The sequence below is a fragment of the Streptomyces sp. NPDC046712 genome (assembly GCF_040645695.1).
GTDB lineage: Bacteria > Actinomycetota > Actinomycetes > Streptomycetales > Streptomycetaceae > Streptomyces.
This window is the reverse complement of the sequence record NZ_JBEYYW010000010.1, coordinates 157,009-173,983: the sequence shown is the minus strand read 5'-3', so window position 1 is coordinate 173,983 and position 16,975 is coordinate 157,009. Positions and strand designations below refer to the sequence as shown.

Sequence of the window (16,975 nt, the reverse complement as noted above, 5' to 3'; positions counted from 1 at the left end):
CGGGGTTCTGTGTGGGAGACATGAGTTGATGAGTGGTCAGCAGCCCGGCCGTGGCGGTTCTTCCCAGATTTTCCAGCCGCTGGCCGGGGACGACCCGACCACCGTCGCCGGCTACCGGCTGGCCGCGAGACTGGGCGCCGGCGGCATGGGCAAGGTGTACCTGTCGTACACGCCCGGCGGGCGCCCCGTCGCCATCAAGGTGATCCGGTCCGAGTTCGGTGACGATCCCGAGTTCCGGCGCCGGTTCGCGCAGGAGGTGAAGTCGGCGCAGCGCGTGCAGGGGCTGTTCACCGCACCCGTCATCGATGCCGACACCGACGGCCCGCGGCCCTGGCTCGCGACCGCGTACGTGCCCGGGCCGTCGCTGGCCGACGCCGTCGTCGCCCATGGCGCGTTGCCCGCGGAGACGGTCCTCCTGCTCGTCGCCGGCATGGCCGAGGCCCTGCACGTCATCCACGGCGCGGGCATCGTGCACCGCGACCTCAAACCGTCCAACGTGCTGCTCGCAGCCGACGGGCCCCGCGTCATCGACTTCGGCATCGCCTACGCCGCCGACGCGACCTCTCTCACGGGCAGCGGCGTCACCATCGGCACCCCGACGTTCATGGCTCCGGAGCAGGCGGAGGGCGGCCGGATCACCCCGGCCACCGACATCTTCGCGCTCGGCCAGGTCGCGGCGTACGCGGCCACGGGGGTGCCGGCGTTCGGCGAGGGGACCGGGCACGGCGTCCTGTACCGGATCGTCCACCAGGACCCCGATCTCAGCCAGGTCCCCGAGCGGTTGAGGGAGCTGGTCGGCCGCGCGCTCGCCAAGGACCCGGGCGCGAGGCCCTCGGTCGCCGAGATCATCAGCCTGTGCCAGTCCGCGAACGCCGAGACGGTGCTGCGGCGCCCCGAGGACTGGTTGCCGGGCACGGTGGCCGCCGACATCACCGTACGTACGGCGGCTCCCGCTCCCGCCGCCGACCGGACTCCGCCGCCTCCGGGCTACACGCCCACGGCCCCGGCGACCCCGCCGCCCACCGGCTACACCCCCACCGCGCACGCCGCTCCGGCCCCCGCCCACCACCCCACGGCGCCCGCCACCCCGCCTCCGGGCTACCCCCCGACCGCGTACGCCACCCCGGCTCCCGGCGCCCCGGGACCGGCGCCGACCCCGGCTCCCGGTTACGCCTACGCCCCGACGCACGCCGCCGCGCAGGCCCCGCGGTTCCCCGGCGGGCCCGTGCCGCCCGGCTTCCGGCCGCCGGCGGCCCCGCGCAAGCGGGGTCCGATCGTCGCCCTCGCCGCCGCGCTGGTCTTCGGCATCGCCGCGGGTGGCACGGCGTACATGCTGCTCAAGACCAAGGATCAGCAGACGCAGGGCAGCGGTTCGACGCAGGGCGGTAGCTCCTCGCAGGGCGGGCAGGGCGGCGGGAGCACGGACGCCGGGGCCAAGCCGAGTACCACCCCCAGCACCAAGCCGCAGCCGAAGCCCGCCGAGTTCAAGGGCATCAACCTCACCGCCGGGTACCACCTGACGCTCGGGGACGACTCAGTCCGGCCTCAGGACGGTGAGGACGGTGGGTACGAACTCTCCTACGACACCGGCGGCTATCTCGACGCGGAGAGCTCGGGCGGGAGCCTCGTCCTGCTCGACGCGGGGCAGGAGGGGTCGCTCGCCGCCTGCCGCGCGGACACCCGCTACACCGAGAACGTCGACGTGAAGATGCTGTCGCCCGGGCGTCAGGTCTGCGTCACGACCGGCACGGGGCACATGGGCCTCGTCACGGTCCGGGGCTTCTCGGCCGAGGACTCCCCCAGCAAGTACATGACCCTGGACCTGACGGTCTGGCGCAACGCCGTGGCCTCCTCGGGCTGAGGTCTCAGTCGGTGTTCCCCGCCGCGTCGACCAGCTCCGCCAGAGCCGCGGCGAGTGCGTCGAGACCCGGCCCGGCGGGGCCGCCGGGCTCCTTCATGTAGACGTCGCGGCGGATCTCGACCATCAGGGCCCTGACGCGTGTGTCCCGGCCGTAGTGCTCCAGCGGCACGTACGTACCCGCGAAGGGGCTGTCCGTGCCGACTCCGCCGAAGCCTGCGAACGCCGCACGCGCCGCCTCCAGCAGTGCGGGCGGCGTGTGGTGGCTGTCGGTGCCCAGGCAGATCGGCGGGCGCGGACCGTCGCCGTGCAGCTCGTACGGCAGGGGCTCGGTCGGGTACGAGTGCACGTCGATGATCACGGCGCTGCCCACGGCCGCCAGGCGATCGGCGACGGCGGCGGTCATGGCCCGCGCGTACGGCGCGAAGTACCGCTCCAGGAGCGGCCGGGCGTCGAAACCGTCCGGCCGCAGCTCGGCGCGGTGCGTGGTCCGTGTGTACACCGCGCCCATGCCGACGGCGGTCATCTCCTCCCGTTCGTCCGGGAAGCGCTCCGGGTCGACGACCAGCCGCGAGAGCTTGTTGACGAACCGCCAGGGGGTCACGCCCGCCGCTCTCGTGGCCAGGTCGGCGATCCGCTCCGTGTGGGAGTCGGTGATGTGGTCCAGTTCGCGTTCGAGTTCCTCGTCGCCGAGCACGATGCCGTCGCGCACGCCCGGGGGCAACGCGCGGGAGGAGTGCGGCACATGGAGGAGCACCGGGGAGTCGGGGTCCCCGGGGAGGAGGTGGAAGGAAGGTGATGCGTCGGTCATCCGTCTGTCCCAGCGGTGCGGTTCGCCCCCGAGGTTTCTCGGGCGCAGGTACGAGCATGCAGGCGCCGCCGCGCGCCCGTCGCAGCGGGCCTGCCCGGGGTCGACGCGCCGACCCCGGGGCAGGCCCGCGTCATGTCAGGCGCCGGCCGAGATCTCGACCCTGTCCCAGACGCCCCGGGCCGACGGCCGAGTGGGATGTCAACCACCCGTGCGTGACCGGTGGTTCTGCCGATGCCTCGGTCCCGCGGCGCCCGGACAGTGGCCGAACCAGTCACTCCACGGCTCCGCGACGGCCCCGGCCGGCCGGATCCGTACACGACACGAGAGGACGACTCCGTCGTGAAACGACACTTCACCGCAGCCGCAGCGGCCGCCGTCTGCTGTCTCACCGTACTCGTCGCGCCCGGTGCCCAGGCCGCCGACAACCCCTACGAGAGGGGCCCCGCCCCGACCACCGCGAGCATCGAGGCGCTGCGCGGCCCGTACTCCGTCGCCGAGACCAGCGTCTCCTCCCTGGCCGTCACCGGCTTCGGCGGCGGCACCATCTACTACCCGACGTCGACCGCCGACGGCACGTTCGGGGCGGTGGCGATCTCGCCCGGCTTCACCGCCACCCAGTCGTCCATCGCCTGGCTCGGGCCGCGCCTGGCCTCGCAGGGCTTCGTGGTCTTCACCATCGACACCATCACGACGGCGGACCAGCCCGCGAGCCGGGGCCGGCAACTCGTCGCCGCGCTCGACCACCTGACCGAGCGCAGCGCGGTCCGGGGCCGCATCGACAGCACCCGACTCGGGGTGATGGGTCACTCGATGGGCGGCGGCGGCAGCCTGGAGGCGGCGAAGAGCCGGCCTTCTCTCCGGGCCGCCATCCCGCTGACCGGCTGGAACACGGACAAGACCTGGCCCGAGATCGCGACACCGACGCTCGTCATCGGTGCGGACGGTGACACGGTCGCGCCCGTCGCCACCCACTCGGAGCCGTTCTACGAGAGCCTGCCGAGCTCTCTCGACAAGGCGTACCTGGAGCTCAACAACGCCAGCCACTTCACGCCGAACAGCTCCAACACGACGATCGCGAAGTACAGCGTCTCCTGGCTCAAGCGCTTCATCGACGACGACACCCGCTACGAGCAGTTCCTCTGCCCGGTCCCGCGGCCGAGCCTGACGATCGAGGAGTACCGCGGTACCTGCCCGCACGGCTCCTGAGGCTCCCGGGGGCCACGCCCTTGTGCTCGCCCACAGGGCGTGGCCCCCCTGCCTGGGCCACGCCCCAACACCGGGGCCCGCGCCCGACTCCGTAGCCCGTGGGGCGTCGGCGCGCGGGCTCTTCCCGGCAAATCTACGGAGCAGTAACGTGGCGCCCGTGAGTGGAGGGACGGGCGCGGCCGCTTCGTCGCGGCTGCACGACCGAACGACCGAACTCGCCGCCGTGGCCGCTCTGTCGGCCCGTGTGTACGCGGGTTCCGGCGGCGTACTCCTGGTCACCGGCAGCCCGGGCATGGGGCGCACGGCGCTCCTCACCCAGGCCGTCCGGGACTTCGACGGGGCGGCGCACCTGGTGCCCGCACCGGCCGGGAACCGCGTCCCATGGAGCGGAGTTCGGGCGTTGCTGTCCGCCTTCGGGAGCACGCCCGCGGAGGTGCGGCACTCACTGCGGACCGCGCGCGGCCCGGGCGGTCTCGCGAAGGCGCTCTCCCGGCTCTCGCCCGGAGGGCGCCTGCTGCTGTGCGTCGACGACCACCACCTGTGGGACGCCCACTCCCGTGCCGCACTCGCCTCGGCGTGGGGCCCCGACGGCGGGCTGCCGGGCAGGGGCGTGGGCTGGATCGTCTCGTACGCCCGTCACCACCGCCCACCGGCCGTGCGGGGGGCGACCGTCCTGCGCCTGGAACGCCTCGACCGGTCCGCGTCGAGCGCGCTGCTGGACGACCTGTGCCCGCTACCGGCGGCGGCGCCCGTGCGGGAGCGTCTGCTCCGGGAGGCGGAGGGCCACCCCGGCATCCTGGCCGCGGCGACCCGGCGCCTGTCCCGGGCTCAACTCGCGGGCGCGGAACCCCTGCCGTACTCGTTGACCGACGGGGGCGTGCTCAGCGACGTCTACGGCAAGCTCCTGGACTCCCTGCCCGTGGAGTGCAGGCGGCTGCTCGCCCTGGTGGCGGTCGCGGGCGACGGCCCGCCGGAGGCCCCGGACGCCTCGGGCGCCTCGGGCGAGGGCGTGGTGTGGGTGGACGGGCCGGAGCAGGACGCTTCCGAATGGGGCGGGTCCGACGCGGACCGGTGGCGGGCGGATCCTCGCGGACGAGCGGTCGAGACCTCCGCCGTCCTCGCCGCCGCCCGCGCCGCCCGCACGTCGCCCGAGGCGCTCGACAGCCTGATCGCGGACGGACTGCTCAAGACGACCCGCACAGCCGTCCGCTTCGCGGACCCGTTCCTCCGACGCGCCGTGCTCGCCACGACACCCGGCGCGTGGCGGCGTTCGACACGTGCCCTGTTCACCGTGCCGCAGGACGACGGCCCGCCGCCCCTCCCCGCACCCCGTCGGAAGAACGACCCGCCCGGCCGCGCCCTGCGACCGGCCGAGTCCTCCCGCCCGAAGCGTGGCGCGCACCCCGACAGCCCTCCTGTCGGGAGATCGACGGCGCCCACCCCCCGTACCGCGAGCGTGAGCGACGGCCGCACCGGCAGGGGGCGGGCGCCGGCCGCGCAGGCGTTCCCGCCGCTTCCCGGACTGCGGCACCGGGCGAACCGCTTCCGCGCCCCCGAGGACGTCCACGCCCGGACCGATGTGGTGCGGGGACGGGCGGAGCTCGCACGCGGACTCACCGCGCTCGCCGACGGGCCGGTCGCCGACGCCCACCAGGCTCTGCTCCTGGCCGCCGCGCTGCTCCAGGCCGACGCCCCGGCCGAGGCCGCGGACGCGCGCCTCCTGGCCATGGAGGCCGCCTGGGCGGCCGGCGACCCGGTGGCCTGCCTGATCGCCCTGGGGGACGGAGACGACCCGGGCGACAGCGCCGAGGCCGGCGAGCGCCACCATGGCGACTCGGCGGGAGCGGAGCGGGACTTCCTCGACGGCATGCGCGCGGCGCTCGCCGCCCGACTGCCCGAGGCACGTGCTCCGCTGGCGCGCGTGGTCGCGCGCGACGGAGTGGCCGACGACCCCAGGATCCTGCTCCGGGCCGGCTCGGCGGCGCTGGTGCTCGGGGACCTGGCCTCGGCGGCGCGCGTCCATGGCCGCGCCCTGGCGGTGGTGAGGGCGGAGCGCCGTACGGCCCTCGTGCCACGCGTGCTGGAGTACCTGGCCTATGCCGAACTCCGGGCCGGTCGCCACGCTCGCGCGGGGGCGCACGCCAGGGAGGCCCTCCAGGCGTCCCGGCTGACCGGGCAGCGCAACATGGAGGCCCACCAGCACGCCGTACTCGCCCTCGTCGCGTCGGTCACCGGCCGCCCGGACGCGGTCGAGGAGCATGCGGAGAAGGCCCTCGAACGCGCCCGGCCGCACGGGCTCGCGCAGGCGATCACCCTCGCCGAATGGGCGCTGGCCCGCGCGGATCTGGCCCGGGGCCTCGCCGCCCAGGCTTCGGCCCGTCTCGCCCAACTCGTGGGCCCGGGGCCCCGGAGCGGGCATTTCGCCCTGCGTATGCTCGCCGTGCCCTGCTACGTCGAGGCGGCCGAAGCGGCGGGCCGGACGGGTGACGCACGGGCCGCGGCGGAGGAGTTCGCCGCCTGGGCGGCGGGAGGGGTGGACCCGCACGCGGCCGCCCAACTGGCCCGCTGCCGGGCGGTGCTGGCGGGGCCGGAGGAGGCCGCGCACTGGTACGGGGAGGCGATGCGGCACCACGACGAGTCCGGCAGCGACTTCGAGCGCGCCCGGACCCTGCTGTCGTACGGCAAATGGCTTCGGCGGCGCAGACGTCCGCTGGAGGCCCGTGCCCAGCTGAGCGACGCCCTGGTCACCTTCGAGCGGGCGGCCGCCGAGATCTGGGCCGACCAGGCCAGGGCGGAGCTCAGAGCCACCGGCGGAGCGATCGGCGCTCCCCGTTCGCCGGTGACGGCGGACGGCCTGACCCCGCAGCAGCTGCGCATCGCGCGGTTCGCCGCGGAGGGTGCGACCAACCGGGAGATCGCGGACCGGCTCTCCATCAGCCCGCGGACGGTCGACCACCATCTGCGGAACGTCTTCGCCCGGCTGGGCGTCCGGTCCCGGGTCGAACTCTCGCGTGCGCTCAGCCGGGTGGACGACGACAACGCATGGCCCCGCGTCGCCCCATGAGGCGCGCGCGAACGGGCGGGCGAGGGCGAAGGGGCGCACGGGGGCGGGTGGGCGTGGAGAGTTCGCGTGGATTTCCCGCACGGGGGTAGGCCCGCACGAGGCTCTTGTTATACGTTCCGTCTAACAGCTTGCTAGACGCTGCGTCTAACAAGCGTGGGTGGCGTCGATCTCTCTCGATTCAAGGAGCCGCACCATGGCAAGCAGCACCGTTCGGCCGGAGAGCCAGGACCGGCGCGCCGGGCAGGACGTCGCCCGGCGCCTGCTCGACTCGGCCGCGAAGCTGTCGTACGACCCGGTCGTGGAGGTGGACTGGGAGACCCCTCTGGACAAGGACTTCCACGGTGCGAGCCCCGAGTGGAGCACGCTGTACGGTACGGCGTACTGGAACGAACTGACCGACGCCCAGCGCAAGGAGCTGACGCGCCAGGAGGCCGCGTCGGTGGCCAGTACGGGCATCTGGTTCGAGATGATCCTGCAGCAGATGGTGCTGCGGGACATCTACGCCAAGGACCCGACGTCCCCGCGGTTCCAGTGGGCGCTCACCGAGATCGCCGACGAGTGCCGGCACTCGATCATGTTCGCCCGCGGCGCCGCGAAGCTCGGCGCCCCGGCCTACCGCCCCCGCCGGGCGGTCGTCGAACTGGGCCGCGCCTTCAAGACGCTCGCCTTCGGCGAGGCGGCCTACGCGGCGATCCTGGTCGCCGAGGAGGTCCTGGACGTCATGCAGCGGGACTGGATGCGGGACGAGCGGGTCGTGCCCTTCGTCCGCACCATCAACAACATCCATGTCGTCGAGGAGTCGCGGCACATGAAGTTCGCCCGCGACGAGACCCGCAAGCGACTGCGGCACGCGGGCCCGCTGCGCCGGCAGCTCAACGCGTTCGTGATCGCCATCGCCTCGTACTTCATCGTCACCAGCATGGTGAACCGCGACGTCTACGCGAACGCCGGCCTCGACACGCGGCGGGCCCTCACCGAGGCGCGGGCGAACGAGCACCACCGGTCGCTGATGCGGTCCAGCTGCGCGGGCCTCATGGAGTTCCTGGCCTCCGCCCGCCTCCTCACCGGGCCGGCGCTCTTCTTCTACAAGCGCGCCCACCTCATCTGACCCGCGCCGAACCGCAGACCCGCCGCCCCGCCGAGCCGAGCTGAGCCGACGACATGACCTACGCCATCACCCAGACGTGCTGCAGCGACGCCACCTGCGTTGCCGTCTGCCCCGTCAACTGCATCCACCCGACGCCCGAGGAGCGGGCGTTCGGCAGTACGGAGATGCTTCACATCGACCCGAAGGCCTGCATCGACTGCGGCGCCTGCGCCGACGCCTGCCCCGTCGACGCGATCTTCCCGGTGGACAGCCTCTCCCCGGCGCAGCGGGAGTACGAGGCCGTCAACGCCGCCTACTTCGCCGACCGGGAGCCCGAACCGGCCGCCACGGGGCCGAACTTCCACGCCTGGGGCGCGCCGACGTTCGAGCGCAGCCTGCCGTCCGACTTCGCGCCGATCCGGGTCGCGGTCGTCGGCACGGGACCGGCGGGGATGTACGCCGCCGAGGATCTGCTCCTCAACACCAACGCCGAGGTGACCCTGGTCGACCGGCTGCCGGTGGCCGGCGGTCTCGTCCGGTACGGCGTGGCGCCGGACCACCCATCGACCAAGAAGGTCGGCGAGACCTTCGCCCGCTTCCACAGCCACCCCCGGGTCCGGATGCACCTGGGGGTCGAGGTCGGCAAGGACGTCACCGCCGAGGAGCTCGCCGCGCACCACGACGCGGTGGTCTACGCGGTGGGCGCCTCCACCGACCGGCGGCTCGGCATCCCCGGCGAGGACCTCGCGGGCAGCCTCTCGGCGACGGCGTTCGTGTCCTGGTACAACGCCCACCCCGAGGCCGCACCGGACGCGATCGACCTGTCGGCCGAGCGGGTCGTCGTGGTCGGCAACGGCAACGTCGCCCTCGATGTCGCCCGCATCCTCGTCATGGATCCGGAGGCGCTGGCCGGCACCGACATCGCCGACCACGCCCTCGCGGCCCTGCGCGCGTCGAAGGTGCGCGAGGTGGTGCTGCTCGGGCGGCGCGGCCCGGAGGACGCCGCGTACACCGCGTCCGAACTGCTCGCGCTCACCCATCTGCCCGGTGTGCGGCTGGTCGTCGACGACCACGATCCGCGGACCGGTGCGGCGATCGACGGCGCGGAGCCGCGGGAGAAGGCCGCACTGCTCCGGGCGGTGGCCCGGGAGAGCGTGGACTGGTCGCGTCCGCCGGGGCCGGAGCGGCGCATCGTGCTCCGGTTCCACTCCGCGCCGGTGGCCGTGCTCGGCGACGACGCCGTGCGGGGCTCGCGGGTGACGGAGGGTTCGGAGGAGCGGGAGATCCCTGCGGGTCTGGTGCTGCGGGCGGTCGGCTACCGCGGTGTGGCGGTGCCGGGTCTGCCCTTCGACGAGGCGACCGGCACCGTGCCGCACGAGGGCGGGCGGGTGGCCGGTATGCCCGGCGCGTACGTCGTCGGCTGGATCAAGCGCGGCCCCTCGGGTGGCATCGGCGCGAACCGCACGTGCGCCGCCGAGACGATCGGCACGCTCCTGGCCGACGCCGTCGCGGGCTCCCTGCCCGCGCCGTCGGGTACGGGCAAGGCGTTCGAGCGTCTCGTACGCCGTCGCGGCCGCCATGTCGTCGACGCCCGGGGGCTCGCCGCCATCGACCGGGCCGAGCTGGCACGGGGCCGCGACGCCGGCCGCCCGCGGGTCAAACTCGGCACCGTGCCGGAGCTGGTCGCCGCGGCAAGGGGAGCCCGCCGCCTACGACTCGGCCGGTGACCGCACGGGCAGGGCGCGGTCGGTGACCGCACGGGCGGGGCACGGTCGGTGACCGCACGGGCGACGCTCAGTCCGTGACCTTCTGCCATGCCGTCGTGCCGAGGAGGCCCGTGTCGCCGATGTCCAGGCCGCCCTCCGGCTCCACCGTCTGCCGGTCCGCGCCGGCGTCCGGGCCGATCTCCACGTACACGCCGCTCCCCGACCGGCTCGCCGCGTCGACGGCCGAGTAGCGCCAGACGAACACGCTGCGCGCGGACTCGCCCGGCTTCAGCGTCACCGGATGCGGGCCCGGGTCGTCGAGCGTGGTGATCGGTTCCGGGCCCTTGAGGACCGTGACGTCCATGCGCGCGCGGTTCACGTCCCGCACCCGTACGTCCGGATAACCGTTCAACCGCTGCTCGCGCGCTCCGCAGTTGGTGAGCGTCACGGGCATGGCGCGCAGCCCCATGGCGGCGTTCACCATACCGGTCGACACCGTGACGCCGGTGGCCGGGCAGCCCTGCGGGGTCGTGGGAGCCGGCGTCGCCGCCACGGCCGGCGGCGGCGCGCCGGTGGCCGAGGCCTTCGGCTTCGGGTGCGCCCCGGTCCGCTCGGGGTCGGCCTCCCGTTCGAGTTCGGCCGCGAGGCCGCACCCGGTGGTCAGGACGGCCAGCGCCGCCACGGTCAGCCCGTACCGGACAGCAGGTATGACGGTCATGCCGTGATCATCACACGCCGGTCCGCGGGCTATTCGAACCGCATGGTGTCGCCCGCCCCGCGCCGGACGATCTCGGGCTCGCCGCTGGAGAAGTCGACGACGGTCGTCGGGTCCGTACCGCAGTCCCCCGAGTCGACCACGGCGTCCACCAGGTGGTCGAGCCGTTCCTTGATCTCCCAGCCCTGGGTCAACGGCTCGTCCTCGCCCGGCAGCAGCAGCGTGCTGGACAGGAGCGGTTCGCCGAGTTCGGCGAGGAGGGCCTGGGTGACGGCGTGGTCGGGGATGCGGACACCGACCGTCTTCTTCTTGGGGTGCTGCATCTGCCGGGGCACCTCCTTCGTCGCGGGGAGGATGAAGGTGTAACTGCCGGGCGTGGCCGCCTTGATCGCGCGGAACACATCGTTGTCGATGTGGACGAACTGGCCGAGCTGCGCGAAGTTCTGGCACACCAGGGTGAAGTGGTGACGGTCGTCGAGCTCGCGGATCGAGCGGATCCGGCTGATGCCGTCGCGGCTGCCGAGCCGGCATCCCAGGGCGTAGCAGGAGTCCGTGGGGTATGCGACGAGCGCGTCGGAGCGGATGCTGTCCGCCACGCTGCTGATGGTGCGCCGCTGGGGGTTCTCGGGGTGTACGTCGAAGTACTTCGCCATGCGGGCAGTCTAGGTTCCCGGCGGGGTCGGCCCGGGACGGCGGGCCGGTGCGGGTCGGCGCACGTTCGGGCGACGGTCAGGCCGCGAGCCGCAGCTCCTGGCGCAGGACGATCGCGTTGAGTCGGATCGTGTAGGGCGCGACGTCCATGATCTCCAGGGCGGCGGCCTTCTCCTTCTCCAGACCGACGGTCACGTCGATGCAGAAGGCGATCGCGTACATGTGGTCGCCGGTCTCCTCGTCCTGCAGGGCGAAGAACAGGTCACGGTAGTAGCTGGTGCGGTCAGGCGCCTCCTCGTAGTACGAGAGCCCCGGCTCGCCCTCCTGTGCGGCGAGGCCGGTGAACGCCTGGGCGAGTTCCTGCTCGACGGTGTCCCAGAAGGAGGCGTCGGCGAACTCGCCGGGCAGGGCCTGGCGCACGGCCTCCTTGAGGGAGAGCACCATGACCATGACCGGGGCGTGTTCCTGGAGTCCCCAGCCGCGGACCATCTTCACGACGGCGCTGTCGGGGATCGCGGCGGCGGCCTGGTGGATGTTCTCGAAGTCGAAGTTGACGGTCGCCGGAGCGATCGCCTCCTGGAACAACCGGTCGATGGCCCGGGCCTGGTCGAGATGGTCCGGACCCACCTCGATGACGGTCTTGAAACTGGCGGCCATGACTCCTCCTGGTGCGTTGTGGTGATCGAGCGGGGGTCAGTATGCCGTCCGGCGTTCCGCGCGCTGGCGTCGGGCAGCCACACTCTTGTCGCTCAGCCGACTTGGCCGGACAGTACGGGGATGGCGATCGTTGTGCTGGTGGGGACGCTGGACACCAAGGGTCTCGAGTACGGATGGCTGCGTGAGCGGCTGCTGAGCCAGGGGGTCGAGGTCATCGTGGTCGACGCCGGGGTGATCGGGTCGGCGCGGATACCCGCCGACGTCCCGCGCGCCGAGGTGGCCCGGGCGGCGGGTACGGAACTGGAGCGGTTACTGAGCGAGGGGGACCGTGGCGCGGCCGTCACGGCGATGGCGCGCGGTGCGGCGGAGGTCGTGCGGCGGCTGTACGCGCGGGGCAGACTCCACGGGGTGCTCGCCCTCGGCGGCAGCGGGGGCACGTCGATCGCGACGCGGGCGATGCGGGAACTGCCGCTCGGGGTGCCGAAGGTGATGGTCTCCTCGATGGCCTCGGGCGATGTGGCGCCCTACGTCGGCTCCGCGGACATCACGATGATGTACAGCGTGGTCGACATCGCCGGGGTCAACAGGGTGTCGGCTCCGATACTGGCGAACGCGGTCGACGCCGTCGCCGGGATGGCGCGGAGTTTCGCGGCCGCCGCGCCGCCGGCGGCTTCCGACGACGGCCGACCGCTGATCGCGGCGAGCATGGCGGGAGTGACGACCCCGGGCGTCGACGCGGCGCGCGAGCGGCTGACCGAACTCGGCTACGAGGTGCTGGTGTTCCATGCCAGCGGGGCCGGCGGACGGACACTCGAATCGCTGGCGGGGCAGCGGCTGTTCGCGGGCGTGCTCGATCTGACGCTCTGTGAGATCGCCGACGATCTCTGCGGCGGCATCCTGACGGCGGGCCCTGACCGGTTGCTCGCCGCGGGGCGACGGGGTGTTCCGCAGGTGGTGGGTCCGGGCGCGCTGGACATGGTGAAGTTCGGCCCGATCGAAACGGTTCCCGCTCGGGTGCGCGACCGTGATGTGCGGGTGCACAACCCGTCGATCTCGGTCGTGCGGACGACGGCCGGGGAGTGCGCCGAGCTCGGTACGCGGGTCGCGGCGAAACTGCGGGCGGCGACGGGCCCCACGGCGCTGTGTCTGCCGCTGCGGGGCCTGTCCACGCTCGGCGCACCGGGCGGGCCGTACCACGATCCGGCCGTGGACGAGGCCCTGTTCGCCGCGCTCCGGCACGGTCTCGCGGGCAGCGCCGTGGACGTGGTCGAGTTCGACACGCACCTGAACGACCCGTCGTTCGGCCGCGCCGCGGCGGACCTGCTGCACCGTCTGATCGAGGGGGACGGAGGCTAAGACACCCCCGAGACGCCCCCGAGACGCCCCCTAGGGGGTGTCTCGTCGATCAGGCCGGATCAGGGAGCGGCGTCTGGTGCCGTGGATCGCAAGGCGGAGGAGGGAGCCATGGCGGAGCCCTGGCGACCGACGACAACGCGGCGAGGCGCGGTGCCAGGCGTCGCGAGCCCGGCCTGATCGGCGAGACGCCCCCTAAGCCCGCAGGTCGGCGAGGCGGCGGCGGTCGAGGGGGGAGGCGCGGCGGTCGAGGCGCTGTTCCAGGAGGTGGCGGGCGGCGTCGCTGTGGCCCGCCTCCATCAGCGCGTACAGCAGGGTCTCCTCGACGACCTCCCGCTGCGCGGCGCTGCCGCCGACGCGGCGCAGGGTGGGCAGCAGGCCGCGCAGTCCCTCCACCGCGGTGGTCCACTGCTCCTCCAGGACGGCCTCCAGCGCCTGGCACAGGGGGGCGATGACCTCCCGCTGCACGGCGTCCGCCCCCGCGGCGTGGGTGCGCAGCCGCCGGAGCGCGGGCAGATCGCCCGCGGCGGTCAGGGCGACGGCGCTGTGCAGGGCGGTGAACGCGGTCGCGGGCCGCTCGACCAGGTCGCGGGCGACCGCGTCGAGCACCCCGTCGACGGGGACGCGGCCCGTCCAGTTCCGGGCCATCCGGGCCCGCCACAGGAGCGAGCCGGAGTCGACGAGCGCCCGCACGCCGTTCACCTGGCGGGGCGCGAGCTGGGCGAACCAGCGGCGGCGTACCGCCTCGGCGTCGTCCAGGGCGAGTTCGTGCAGGGCCACGTGCCAGGAGAAGTGGGCCCGGTGCACGGCGCCCCGGCCCTGGCCGCAGATCCAGCCGTCGAGCCAGTCGCGGCCGGCCCGGTGGTCGCCGGACTCGTAGTGGACATGGGCGAGGGCGTGCACGGCGTGTCCGGAGGCGGGCTCGGCGGCCAGGGCCACCCGGGCGAGGGCGCCCGCTTCGTCGATGCGTCCCTGTTCCTGGCGGAGGAAGGCGAGGAGCGAGGTGTGGAACCAGTGGCCGTCGTAGGCGGGCGCAGTGCGTTCCACGAGCCGCTGGGCCAGCGTGCCGTCGAGGTCCCCGACACCGGCGAAGGCGATGGTGGGGACGGCGATGGAGAGGGCGAAGGCGTCGCCGGGGAAGCGGTCGAGGTGGTCGACGAGCGCCCGGTCGCCGTCCTCCGCACCGTGCCCGTCGTGCGCCCGGACCCGGCGGGTGACGACGTCGACGAAGGAGCGTTCCCGCTCGTCGCCGCGTTCGGCCGCGCTGCGCTGGGCGTCGGCGAGTTCCCGGGCCACGTCGACGTCCGCGCCGCTCTCGTGCCCGAGCAGGGCGAGCGCGGCGTGGCCGAGGGCGAAGCCGGGGTCGAGCTCGGTGGCCCGGGTGAACGCCTCGGCCGCCTTCGCCCGTACGGTGACGACGCGGGCGAGTCCGGTCCGGAAGGAGGCCGCCGCGGCGGCGTGGGTCGACAGCGGCAGCCCGAACTGGTCGGTGGGCCGGCGGCGGGTGGCCTGCGGCGTGCGGGCGAGCGGGGCGAGCACGGCCTCGGCGATGTCCTTGGCCTGCGCCCTGATCTCGGGGATCGCGGTGGTCTCCCACAGTTCGCCGCGCCGGGGCGCTCCGAGGGTGAACAGCGGCCGTTCGGTGCGTCCGTGGGTGTCGCGCAGCCGGCCGGCTTCGGTGGTGACACCGATGCCGAGCGGTCCGGGCGTCGCGAGGCCGTCGGCGAGCAGCCCGCCCCACAGGGGGTCGCCCGCGGCGTCCATCCGGAGCCCGGGCCCGGTGCAGTCCACCACCCACGCCACCGTCAGTTCCCGTCCGTCGGCGAGCGCGACGGCGAGCCGGCCGTCCTCCCGTGGTGCGGCCGTGGCGATCCGGCCCGCGTGGATCCGCAGGCGGCGGCAGGCGCGGGCGCGGGAGATGCTCTCGGCGGTGGTCGGGGCCATCCGGTGGCGGTGGACGTTCCACCGGGTGGCGTCGCGGTCGAGGAACTCGGCCCGCTCCTCGTCGGTGAGGCCCTGCCAGAGGGCCACGATGCCGGGGCGCAGTCCGTCGAGGGCGGGCCGCCAGTCGCCGTGGTCGCGCATCGAGGCGGCGAGATGGCTCCGCAGTTCGGTGCGGAGCCGGTGGAGCGGCAGGGCCGCGAGTCCCGGCGGGGGCGGTACGGGCGGGAGCGGGGCGACGGCGTGGGGCTGGGGCAACAGGCCGCTGCGGGACAGGGCGTGCACGGTGCGGCCGGGCCGGTCGAGGACGAGCGCGAGGTCGATGGCGGTCAGGCCGGTGCCGACGAGCAGCACGTCGTCGCTCGCGCCCACCGCGTCGAGAGCTCCGGGCGCCCAGGGGCGGGCGACGAAGCGCTCGGACCGCCGCAGCTCTTCCGTGGCCCAGCCGGCGGTGCCCGCGGCGGGTCCGGTGGCCAGGACGACGGTGTCGGCGGTCACGGTCGCGCCGTCGGCGAGCAGGAGCTCCAGGCGCCCGTCGGCCGTGTCCGTGCAGCGGGTCGCCCTCGCGCGCAGGCGGCGCACGGCGACCGTGCCGTGAGCGGTGATGATGGCCCGGCCGAGGGTGTCGGCGAGGTACGAGCCGAAGCGGTAGCGGGACGCGAAGTCGGTGGCGGAGACGGCGGATTCGCCGTGCCGGCAGAACCAGCGCAGGAAGTGGCCGGGGTCGTCGGGGTAGCAGCTCATGCCGCCGACGGGCACGTTGAGCCGGTGCTCGGCGACCTCGGTGGCGTACGCCGTTCCGCGTCCGGCCTCCGCCGCCGGGTCGATCAGGACCAGGTCGAGCGAGGTGCGCCGGCGCGCCGCCGCTTCGCACAGCTGGACGGCGACGAGCGCCCCCGCCGCGCCCGCGCCGACGACTGCCACGGTGGGGCGCGAACGACCGGACCTGGCCGACTTCAGGGACACCACGGACACGACGGGAACCTCCGAGCCAGGCGGTTGCTGCGCCGGCGGGTGCCGCACAGTGAAGTGCACTATGTCGATGAACAATGTGCAATGACAAGGCCGCCACGACCTCGCGACCCGCGCCGGATCGCTTTCGCGCCAACCGTGAGACATTGAGGCGGTGAGGATCTCAGCAAGAACGGACTACGCGGTCCGGGCCATGGCGGAGCTGGCCTGCTCCCCCGACCGGCCCCTGAAGGCGGAGGACATCGCGGGCCGTCAGGACATCCCCGTCCGCTTCCTCTTCGTCGTCCTCAGCGAGTTGCGCCAGGCGCGGCTGGTACGGAGCGTGCGCGGCCCGGACGGCGGGTACACCCTCGCCAGACCCGCCGCGGAGATCACCCTCGCCGACGTCGTCCGAGCGATGGACGGACCGCTCGTCAGTGTGCGGGACCTGAAGCTGACCGGTCTGGAGTACCAGGGCGCCGCCGCGCCCATGCCGGACGTGTGGCGGGCCGTACGCACGAGTCTGCGCCAGGTCCTGGAGGGCACGACCCTCGCGGACCTGGCGTCGGGAACGCTGCCCGCGCTCGTACGGGAGCGGGCGCGGGAGTACAACGACGACGTACGGACGTATCCGTAGGGACCGTCGTCACCCCCGCACGGTCGTCACCTCGAGGGCAGGGTGAGTTCGCCGCCCCGGTAGAAGCCCTCGCTCTCCTGGACGACGTACGGGGCCATGGCATCGCGCCGTTCCCGCTCCGCGTCGGAGGACCGCCACGCGTCGCACGCCTCCTGCGAGTCCCAGATCGAGACTCCGGTGATCTCCTGCCCGTCCTCGGACCAGTAGGCCAGGGCCCGGCGCATTCCGTCGGGAGTGAAGCCCGGGCGCCAGGCCCGCTCGAACTCCTCCAGGGTGCCCGGCTTGACGCGGCGCGTGGTCACCCAGACAAAGTGCCGCTCCATCGCAGCCTCCTCGGA

Annotated in this window: 13 protein-coding genes; 7 read left to right on the top strand and 6 right to left on the bottom strand. The window is 74.0% G+C overall.

The annotated features are described in order from the left end of the window. Positions 1-28 precede the first annotated feature (28 nt). Positions 29-1,861, top strand: a complete 1,833-nt coding sequence (locus ABZ939_RS16080) for a serine/threonine-protein kinase (RefSeq protein WP_361854402.1) — start codon at positions 29-31, stop codon at positions 1,859-1,861. A gap of 4 nt (positions 1,862-1,865) precedes the next feature. Here ABZ939_RS16080 and ABZ939_RS16075 read toward each other — a convergent pair whose 3' ends face one another. Continuing rightward, complete coding sequence (locus ABZ939_RS16075; protein WP_361854399.1) at positions 1,866-2,669, bottom strand: N-formylglutamate amidohydrolase; 804 nt, start codon at positions 2,667-2,669, stop codon at positions 1,866-1,868. A 339-nt stretch (positions 2,670-3,008) separates the two neighbouring features. Here ABZ939_RS16075 and ABZ939_RS16070 point away from each other — a divergent pair, with 339 nt between their 5' ends. The 4 genes from ABZ939_RS16070 to ABZ939_RS16055 all read left to right on the top strand — a co-directional run bounded on the left by ABZ939_RS16070 (position 3,009) and on the right by ABZ939_RS16055 (position 9,753). Continuing rightward, positions 3,009-3,875 (top strand): alpha/beta hydrolase, encoded by an 867-nt coding sequence (locus ABZ939_RS16070; protein ID WP_361854396.1) that lies wholly within the window; start codon positions 3,009-3,011, stop codon positions 3,873-3,875. 157 nt (positions 3,876-4,032) lie between these two features. After that, the gene (locus tag ABZ939_RS16065; protein ID WP_361854393.1) at positions 4,033-6,939 is read left to right on the top strand and encodes a LuxR C-terminal-related transcriptional regulator; all 2,907 of its coding nucleotides are present in this window, start codon (positions 4,033-4,035) and stop codon (positions 6,937-6,939) included. A 193-nt stretch (positions 6,940-7,132) separates the two neighbouring features. After that, positions 7,133-8,047, top strand: coding sequence for a diiron oxygenase (locus ABZ939_RS16060; RefSeq protein WP_361854390.1), 915 nt, complete (start codon positions 7,133-7,135; stop codon positions 8,045-8,047). 53 nt (positions 8,048-8,100) lie between these two features. Beyond that, a complete protein-coding gene (locus ABZ939_RS16055) occupies positions 8,101-9,753 on the top strand; it encodes an FAD-dependent oxidoreductase (protein ID WP_361854387.1) in 1,653 nt (550 codons plus the stop codon). A gap of 67 nt (positions 9,754-9,820) precedes the next feature. Here the strand turns inward: ABZ939_RS16055 and ABZ939_RS16050 are convergent, their stop codons facing one another. From ABZ939_RS16050 to ABZ939_RS16040, 3 genes are all read right to left on the bottom strand, one after another. Continuing rightward, positions 9,821-10,450, bottom strand: a complete 630-nt coding sequence (locus ABZ939_RS16050; protein WP_361854384.1) for a DUF4232 domain-containing protein — start codon at positions 10,448-10,450, stop codon at positions 9,821-9,823. Between the two features lie 29 nt (positions 10,451-10,479). Further along, entirely contained in the window at positions 10,480-11,100 is a 621-nt protein-coding gene (locus ABZ939_RS16045) for an L-threonylcarbamoyladenylate synthase (protein WP_361854381.1), read from the bottom strand. A 76-nt stretch (positions 11,101-11,176) separates the two neighbouring features. Next, positions 11,177-11,755, bottom strand: coding sequence for a Type-2Aa cytolytic delta-endotoxin (locus ABZ939_RS16040; protein WP_361854378.1), 579 nt, complete (start codon positions 11,753-11,755; stop codon positions 11,177-11,179). A 120-nt stretch (positions 11,756-11,875) separates the two neighbouring features. Between ABZ939_RS16040 and ABZ939_RS16035 the strand changes: the two genes are divergently transcribed. Beyond that, positions 11,876-13,111 carry a Tm-1-like ATP-binding domain-containing protein gene (locus ABZ939_RS16035; RefSeq protein ID WP_361854376.1) on the top strand — a complete coding sequence of 412 codons (1,236 nt, stop codon included), beginning with the start codon at positions 11,876-11,878 and terminating at the stop codon, positions 13,109-13,111. A gap of 192 nt (positions 13,112-13,303) precedes the next feature. Here the strand turns inward: ABZ939_RS16035 and ABZ939_RS16030 are convergent, their stop codons facing one another. Next, positions 13,304-15,973, bottom strand: a complete 2,670-nt coding sequence (locus ABZ939_RS16030) for an FAD/NAD(P)-binding protein (RefSeq protein WP_361854595.1) — start codon at positions 15,971-15,973, stop codon at positions 13,304-13,306. Positions 15,974-16,175: 202 nt separating this feature from the next. Between ABZ939_RS16030 and ABZ939_RS16025 the strand changes: the two genes are divergently transcribed. Then, positions 16,176-16,637: an Rrf2 family transcriptional regulator gene (locus ABZ939_RS16025; protein ID WP_361854374.1), complete on the top strand. Its 462-nt coding sequence runs from the start codon at positions 16,176-16,178 to the stop codon at positions 16,635-16,637. A 26-nt stretch (positions 16,638-16,663) separates the two neighbouring features. Here ABZ939_RS16025 and ABZ939_RS16020 read toward each other — a convergent pair whose 3' ends face one another. After that, positions 16,664-16,960 carry an antibiotic biosynthesis monooxygenase gene (locus tag ABZ939_RS16020; protein WP_361854371.1) on the bottom strand — a complete coding sequence of 99 codons (297 nt, stop codon included), beginning with the start codon at positions 16,958-16,960 and terminating at the stop codon, positions 16,664-16,666. Positions 16,961-16,975: the final 15 nt, after the last annotated feature.

Coding starts and splice junctions, on each gene's coding strand:
- ABZ939_RS16035 (WP_361854376.1), top strand. CDS start 11,876: ATGGCGATCGTTGTGCTGGTGGGGACGCTGGACACCAAGGGTCTCGAG.
- ABZ939_RS16045 (WP_361854381.1), bottom strand. CDS start 11,100: ATGGCGAAGTACTTCGACGTACACCCCGAGAACCCCCAGCGGCGCACC.
- ABZ939_RS16060 (WP_361854390.1), top strand. CDS start 7,133: ATGGCAAGCAGCACCGTTCGGCCGGAGAGCCAGGACCGGCGCGCCGGG.
- ABZ939_RS16055 (WP_361854387.1), top strand. CDS start 8,101: ATGACCTACGCCATCACCCAGACGTGCTGCAGCGACGCCACCTGCGTT.
- ABZ939_RS16020 (WP_361854371.1), bottom strand. CDS start 16,960: ATGGAGCGGCACTTTGTCTGGGTGACCACGCGCCGCGTCAAGCCGGGC.
- ABZ939_RS16050 (WP_361854384.1), bottom strand. CDS start 10,450: ATGACCGTCATACCTGCTGTCCGGTACGGGCTGACCGTGGCGGCGCTG.
- ABZ939_RS16080 (WP_361854402.1), top strand. CDS start 29: ATGAGTGGTCAGCAGCCCGGCCGTGGCGGTTCTTCCCAGATTTTCCAG.
- ABZ939_RS16075 (WP_361854399.1), bottom strand. CDS start 2,669: ATGACCGACGCATCACCTTCCTTCCACCTCCTCCCCGGGGACCCCGAC.
- ABZ939_RS16040 (WP_361854378.1), bottom strand. CDS start 11,755: ATGGCCGCCAGTTTCAAGACCGTCATCGAGGTGGGTCCGGACCATCTC.